The following is a 7,463-nucleotide window of genomic DNA, read 5'->3' as shown; positions in this document are numbered from 1 at the left end:
ATCGGATGGAGAGCCCGGCGCTAAAAGCATATGGAAAGGGTTCCAGAGAATACAAGACTGCGTGTATGGAATACAGATAGCCCGCAAGCTAGATGGACTGGTTTAGTATTTGTGTGTAAGGAGATGGCATTAACCTCATGTTTTTTAACTGGCTGTTTAAAGATTTTAAATTGGATAACGATCTTTTTTGCTGTGCCATGGCAATATCGCCACTTTTGTCCGCAATTGCCATGGCAATGTTATCGATATGTTTTTCAATCAGCTCGTTAATCAGATGACGGTGGCTGTTTTCCATGCCGCCTAGAATCTCATTAGCTTTAATCTCCATATTTTTGCTCCACAAATCAGCGGTTTCTTCCAGATTAGTCTTGAATTGATCGATTAAAACTTCTTGCTTGCTTGCAAATTCATCCATTAACAAGCCGTTAAGCGTATGCAACACCAGAATCGGGTCGTTGTGGCCGAGTGCAATGCCGTGCTTAACGGCAACAGCGCGAATGATAGCTTCCGTACTGTTGCCTGATTGATAGACTTTGGTCTCAGCCGCTTGATTATCTATGCTGCTGATAATGTCCCGGTCTTGCGACTCATTGCTCATAAAATAACTGCGGCATCTAAGCGCTTAAAAATATCATCTTGCATGATCTTCAATCGTTGCCGGGTCATGATGGTTTTATCGGGATCGTTGATAGCTTCATCGAAGGTCAGGTTTTGATTAAGCATTGTGCTTAAGTCGTGTCCAAAGGTTTCTTGCTTGTATTCCGGTATCTGAATCAGTGCGGTGATGGCCTTTTTATTGGTCTTGTAAACAGCCATTTGCTCAAAGGTTTTGCCGCCAGACTTGACTTCGCCCCAGTAGGGATTGAGCCAGACCATAAATTTGGTATTTCCGCTTAAGTGATTTGCCATTTGTGCAAATCCAACCAAGGTATCGTTTAGCGCCTGGCCACCGGTAATGACCGTATGAATGATCAACTCATGGCCTGGAAATTGGCAACGTATCCATGATACTTTGCGAGCCGATGTTCGCCGTAAAGCCGGACGACACAAACATCCAACCGCAGCCAGTTTGGATAGCCAAAGCGTTAAAACTACGGCATTGGCTGGCGAAAAAGGCTATGACGCGGGCAAAAGAATTCAAGGACGTAAGCGCCACATTTTGGTCGATACCCTAGGATTATTACTGGTTGTCGTGGTGACAACGGCCGCTGTTCAAGATCGTGATGGTGCAAAGCTTGTTTTGCAACAGTTAACGGGTAGCTGCAAGAAGCTTCGTAGAATATGGGTAGATGGCGTCTATCGAGGAGCTTTGTTGGGCTGGGTACGCGAACACTTTCGTTTTGTATTCGATGTGGTAATGCACTCAGATGATGTCAAAGGTTTCAAGTTGTTACCGCGTCGATGGGTTGTTGAAAGAACTTTTGCCTGGCTTTATCGATACCGTCGTTTGAGTAAAGATTATGAAGTGCTTACCGAATCCAGCGAAGCTTTCATTCATATTGCCATGATTAATTTGATGTTACAAAGGCTCGATGGATAAGGCTTTTAAAACACGTTCTAAGTTAAATCGGTGTGTTATAGGAAGATAATTTGTTTTTTGTTAACCCAAAAAACCTTAATCGGTTTGACATGGCGTTGTTAAGTCCAAGGATTTTTGAATTGAAGGAATAGTTTTTTTTATTACAGCCTATAGTCCCTGCCTTTATGTGCTTTACCGTACCGACTAAAGATAGTTTTGCAGCTAAAGTGTTTTTGGTCATAAGGAGAAAACATGAGCAAACAAACCCGTGTCAGCCACCTTATATACAACCTTCTTCCCACGGAAATTGAGGGCTTCGATTCCCTGGCCGAGCTGGCCCTGGATATGCGTTGGTCATGGAATCATGCGACCGACGAAGTATGGCGGCAGCTTGATTCCAAACTGTGGGAAATCACACAGAACCCCTGGGTTGTCCTGCAGATGGTCGCGCGCGGCCGGATCGAGCGCTTGTTAGCTGATCCCGTTTTTCGCAAAAACATTGATGGCCTGGTACAGGCCAGGCGGCAAACCATAGAGGCTCCTGCGTGGTTTCAGCAAACCTACCCGCAATCTTCGCTCAACTGTGTCGCCTATTTCAGCATGGAATTTATGTTGAGCGAAGCGCTGCCCATTTACTCGGGCGGGCTCGGCAATGTGGCCGGCGATCAGCTCAAAGCCGCCAGCGATCTGGGCGTACCAGTAGTAGGCGTAGGGTTGCTCTACCAGCAAGGCTATTTTCGCCAAGTGCTTGATAAGGATGGCGCGCAACAGGCACTTTATCCATATAACGATCCGGGGCAGTTGCCGATCACGCCGCTACGTCAGGCGGATGGCGAGTGGCTGCGCTTGGAGATCGCCTTACCCGGTTACTCGGTCTGGCTACGCGTCTGGCAGGTTCAGGTCGGAAGAGTGAAGCTTTACTTGCTGGATAGCAATGATGCGGCCAACTTCCCTGCGCATCGAGGGATTACCAGTGAGCTTTATGGTGGCGGACCGGAGCTGCGCCTCAAGCAGGAGCTGCTGCTCGGGATCGGCGGATGGCGATTGCTGAGTGCGCTTGGCATCCAGTCTGAAGTCTGTCATCTGAATGAAGGTCATGCTGCCTTTGCCGTGTTGGAACGTGCCTGCGGTTTCATGCAAGAAACCGGGCAGCCCTTTGAAGTTGCACTGGCCGTCACCCGGGCCGGAAACCACTTCACCACCCACACGGCGGTGGCCGCAGGCTTTGACCGTTTCACACCGGCGCTTATCGAACAATATCTCGGTGGTTATGCCGAGCAAAAACTTGGCATCACACGCCACGATTTGCTGGTCCTGGGCCGCCAGAACCCTAACGACTCGTCGGAGCTATTCAACATGGCCTATCTGGCCATCCGCAGCAGCGGGGCAGTCAATGGCGTGAGTCGCTTGCACGGGGAAGTCAGCCGACACATCTTTTTGCCACTTTTTCCGCACTGGCCAGAAGACGAAATTCCGGTCGGACACGCGACCAACGGCGTCCACATGCCGAGTTGGGATTCAGCCCCGGCTGACGACCTCTGGACGGAAGTCTGTGGAAAAGATCGCTGGCTGGGGCCGACGGAAACCCTGGAGCAGGACATTCGACGGGTCTCCGACGCCAGACTCTGGCAATTTCGCACAGCTGCCAGCAAGTCTCTGATTGAATATGCCCGCGAACGATTGTCCCAACAACTGACCGTCTCCGGCGCGTCGCCCGAGGCGGTTGACGGAGCAAAATATCTCTTTGATCCCAATACATTGACGCTCGGTTTTGCGCGTCGCTTCGCGACCTACAAGAGGCCGAACCTGCTGCTGCACGACCCGGAGCGACTGCTGCGTCTGTTAACGAATTCTGAGCTACCGGTGCAGCTCATCCTTCCCGGCAAGGCTCATCCGGCAGACCAAGCGGATCAGGCTTTGATCCAGGAATGGACGCATTTCATCCGGCGACCCGAGGCCCGCCCCCATGTAATCTTCCTCAGTGACTACGATATGCTTTTGACTGAGCACCTGGTGCAGGCCGTAGATGTTTGGATCAACACGCCCCGGCGGCCATGGGAGGCGTGTAGAACGAGCGGCATGAAGGTGCTCGTTAATGGTGGCCTTAATCTCTCGGAGTTGGACGGCTGGTGGGCGGAAGCCTACACGCCGGAAGTGGGGTGGGCGCTGGGAGACGGCCAGGAACATGGCGACGATCCGGCCTGGGACGCGGTCGAAGCTTACGCGCTCTACGAGCGGCTTGAGAGGGAGGTGATCCCTGAGTTTTATAACCGTGACGATAAGAACATCCCTCGTGCTTGGGTGGCGCGGATGCGCGAAAGCATGGCGCGGATGACACCGCAGTTCTCCGCTAACCGCGCGGTGCGCGAATACGCCGAGCAACACTACCTCCCTGCTGCCTTAGCCTATCGTGAGCGCTATGCCAATAAATGCGCGGAGGCAAGCCAGATAGTCGATTGGCAGCATGCGCTGGATCGAAACTGGGACTCGTTGCGCTTTGGAGGCTTACGGGTCGAAATCAACGCGGACCATCACGTATTTGAAGTCGAAATTTTTCTGAATGATCTCGATCCGAATGCAGTACGAGTCGAGCTCTATGCAGACGGTATTAACGGCGGCGATCCCGTTCGGGAGGAAATGAAGTACGTGGGACCGCTACCTGATGCATCCCACTACCGCGTCTATCACGTAACGGTACCCCCTAAACGTCCAGCAGGAGACTACTCGGCTCGAGTAATACCTCACCGTTCCGGGGTGTCGGTTCCGTTGGAATCTGCTCGAATCCTATGGCATTGATAATGAAAACGCCCCAACGCGAGTTGCACGATTATATCTCGGAGGTCTCCGGGCACGCTGACGTTAGGCCAGGCTCTCCGCTGCCTTTGGGAACCCAGGAAAAGGGGGGAGGAGTTAATTTCGCCATTTTTAGCCGTAACGCCAGTCGCGTTCGGCTAGAGTTGTTCGGGCATCCTGAAGACGCAGTGCCCGCTCGGATAATCGATTTGGATTCAGTGCATAACCGCACCGGTGACGTATGGCACGTTTGGGTGGAGGAGATCGGTCCCGGTCAACTCTATGCTTACCGCGTGGATGGCCCTTACGAACCTGGCGAAGGACATCGTTTTAATTTCAACAGGCTTCTCCTTGATCCTTTCGCTACTGCGATTTCGCGGCTGCCTCCGTGGGATTTTGCATCGGCGCGTGGATTCGACCCGTTGGCGCCAGAGCATGACTTAGTGCTTTCGATGCTGGACAATTCCAGCTCAATGCCGAAATGCGTGTTTGTCAACGAACCCTTCGAGTGGGATGGAGACCAGCCACCCCGGCATCCCTGGCCGAAGACGGTCATTTATGAAACACACGTGCGAGGCTTCACCATTCATCCCAGTTCCGGTGTGGAGCATCCCGGCACCTATCGGGGCCTGATGGAAAAGATCCCTTATTTAAAGGAACTGGGAGTGACGGCTGTGGAACTGATGCCTGTGCAGGAATTCAATGAACACCAGAGGAAAGGCATCAATCCGCAAACAGGCAAGTCACTCAGGAATTATTGGGGTTACGACCCCGTGGCCTTCTTTGCGCCGAAAGCATCCTACAGCAGTTCGGGAGGCTTGGGCCAGCAGAAGCTGGAGTTCAAGGAAATGGTGCGGGCGCTCCATCTTGCCGATATCGAAGTGATCCTGGATGTCGTGTTCAATCACACAGCGGAGGGAAACGAACTGGGCCCAACGTTGTGTTTCCGCGGGATTGACAACGCGATCTTCTACACGCTGGCGGATGACAAGCGCTACTACAAGGACTACACGGGCACAGGCAACACCACCAACGCCAACCATCCCGTGGTGCGGGATTTCACCTTAAGCGCATTGCGCTACTGGGTGGTGGAGATGCATGTGGATGGCTTCCGGTTTGATTTGGCGTCGGTTCTCGGCCGGGATGGCACCGGCAACTTGCTGGCCAATCCCCCGCTGCTGGAGCGGATCGCCGAGGACCCGATCCTGAGGGGAACCAAGCTCGTCGCCGAAGCGTGGGATGCCGCCGGAGCCTATCAGGTAGGCAATTTTTCCCGGGGCTGGGCGGAGTGGAACGGCCGCTACCGTGACGATATGCGCCGATTCTGGCGTGGCGACGAGGGGATGCTCGGTTCATTTGCCAGCCGCATCTGCGGTAGCGCTGACATTTACGCCAAGACCGGCAAATGTCCCGAGTGCAGCATCAATTTCGTCACCTGTCACGATGGCTTCACGTTGAATGATCTGGTGAGTTATCGGAACAAGCACAATGAAGCCAACGGAGAACGCAACCACGATGGGACCAACGATAATTTCAGCGCAAATTATGGTGTTGAAGGTGAGACGACGGATGCCGGGATCGAGACCTTGCGGAAGGGCCAGATCAAGAACTTCCTGCTCACCCTGCTGATCTCGCGCGGCGTGCCGATGCTGCTCAGCGGGGACGAATTTCGCCGCACCCAAGGCGGCAACAACAACGCCTACTGCCAGGACAACGAAACGAGCTGGCATGACTGGAGCTGTCTGGAACAGCACCGGGAAATTTTCCGCTTCACCCGTGGCATGATTGCCTTTCGCCGGGCGCATCCGATTCTAAGCAAGGATCAATTTTACACGGACACCGAGATCAGCTGGTTCAACCCTCAAAGGGGATTACCCAACTGGGCTGACCCGAATGAAAAACAGTTTGCCTGTCTGATCCATGAAGACGAACAGAGCGCACTTTACCTGATGTTCAATGCCGGCACCGATGCGGTCGATTTCGGCTTGCCCTCCGAGCCGTCCGGGGCACGTTGGCATCTGGCCGTTGATACCGCTCGCGAAGCGCCACAGGATCTGTTTGCAGCGGGCGAGGAACCGCTTTGGGAAGATCGACAAACTTACCATCTGAGTCCCCGATCCGGCGCCATACTGCTGGCTCAAGGAACGAACTATCAAAGGCAGCAAACGGTATTGACGGAGGCCAAATGAAAAAAAACATTACGACTTTGTTTCTGGATATCGGCGGCGTTCTGCTCACCAATGGGTGGGATCATCTTGCCCGCAAACGGGCGGCAACGAACTTCAAGATTGAGTGGGCCGAGATGGAGGATCGGCATGGCCTGAACTTCGCCATCTACGAGGAGGGCAAGCTCACCCTGGAGGAATACCTGAGCCGGACGGTTTTCTACGAGGAGCGGCCGTTCACACGGGATCAGTTCCGGGAATTCATGTTCGCGCAGTCGCGAGCTTTTCCCGAGATGATCGAGTTAATCTGCAAACTCAAAATAAAGTACGGATTGAAGATCGCCGTGGTCAGCAACGAAGGTCGCGAACTGAATACGTATCGAATTCGAAAGTTCAAGCTGGATGGCTTCGTGGACTTTTTTGTTTCCTCCTGCTTTGTCCATCTCCGCAAGCCCGACGCGGACATTTTTCGGCTTGCGCTGGACATCGCCCAGGTGCCAACCGAACAGATCATCTATATCGAAAACACCCTGATGTTCGCCCAGATCGCGGAAGGTTTGGGGATTCGCAGCATTCTGCACACGGATTACCCGTCCACGTGCGCACAATTGGCCTCGTTTGGATTGCAGCATGACGAAGGCGTCAGCCATGAAACCCGCTAACTCAAGCATCCTGACGATTAATGGCGGCTCTTCGAGCATCAAGTTCGCGCTGTTCGAAGCGGGTGACTCGCTCCAACGGATTCTGGCGGGTGGGATTGAGCGGATTGGACTGCCGCAGACCACCCTGCGAGTGCAAGGTGTGAACCCCACTGACAACTTTTCGCGGCTATTGAGGGCGCCGGATCCCGCTGTGGCGGCATAGCTATCTACACAACTTAAAGCACAAAAGTAGTAACATACGCCATGAATATAAAAAAAGTTATTAGACCTCGATCCTCGCTTGGCAAAGCGTCACCAACAGTTGGTGAGTGAGTATTTGAACTC

General features: G+C 53.1%; 6 protein-coding genes and 1 pseudogene. 4 read left to right on the top strand and 3 right to left on the bottom strand.

What is annotated here, in order from left to right; all coding sequences use genetic code 11:
- Nucleotides 1-88: 88 nt before the first annotated feature.
- Entirely contained in the window at nt 89-598 is a 510-nt protein-coding gene (locus RW114_RS19200) for a hypothetical protein (RefSeq protein WP_340124356.1), read from the bottom strand.
- On the bottom strand, nt 595-909 hold the full coding sequence (locus RW114_RS19195) for a P-loop NTPase family protein (RefSeq protein WP_340124355.1): 315 nt from the start codon (nt 907-909) through the stop codon (nt 595-597). The genes RW114_RS19200 and RW114_RS19195 overlap by 4 nt, the downstream gene beginning before the upstream one ends.
- A 76-nt stretch (nt 910-985) precedes the next feature.
- Here RW114_RS19195 and RW114_RS19190 point away from each other — a divergent pair.
- The 4 genes and pseudogenes from RW114_RS19190 to RW114_RS19175 form a co-directional block, all read left to right on the top strand.
- Nucleotides 986-1,540, top strand: a pseudogene (locus RW114_RS19190) (IS5 family transposase); the annotation flags it as partial.
- Between the two features lie 231 nt (nt 1,541-1,771).
- Nucleotides 1,772-4,315, top strand: coding sequence for an alpha-glucan family phosphorylase (gene glgP, locus RW114_RS19185; RefSeq protein ID WP_340124354.1), 2,544 nt, complete (start codon nt 1,772-1,774; stop codon nt 4,313-4,315).
- 2 nt (nt 4,316-4,317) lie between these two features.
- Entirely contained in the window at nt 4,318-6,501 is a 2,184-nt protein-coding gene (gene glgX / locus RW114_RS19180; protein WP_340124353.1) for a glycogen debranching protein GlgX, read from the top strand.
- The gene (locus RW114_RS19175) at nt 6,498-7,139 is read left to right on the top strand and encodes an HAD family hydrolase (RefSeq protein ID WP_340124352.1); all 642 of its coding nucleotides are present in this window, start codon (nt 6,498-6,500) and stop codon (nt 7,137-7,139) included. The genes glgX and RW114_RS19175 overlap by 4 nt, the downstream gene beginning before the upstream one ends.
- Nucleotide 7,140: 1 nt before the next feature.
- Here the strand turns inward: RW114_RS19175 and RW114_RS19170 are convergent, their stop codons facing one another.
- Nucleotides 7,141-7,275: a hypothetical protein gene (locus RW114_RS19170; protein ID WP_340124351.1), complete on the bottom strand. Its 135-nt coding sequence runs from the start codon at nt 7,273-7,275 to the stop codon at nt 7,141-7,143.
- Nucleotides 7,276-7,463 lie beyond the last annotated feature (188 nt).

Origin of the sequence: Methylobacter svalbardensis, from assembly GCF_037671525.1 — a bacterium.
Classification (GTDB): Bacteria; Pseudomonadota; Gammaproteobacteria; order Methylococcales; family Methylomonadaceae; genus Methylobacter_A; species Methylobacter_A svalbardensis.
This window is presented reverse-complemented; position numbering and strand designations above follow the sequence as displayed.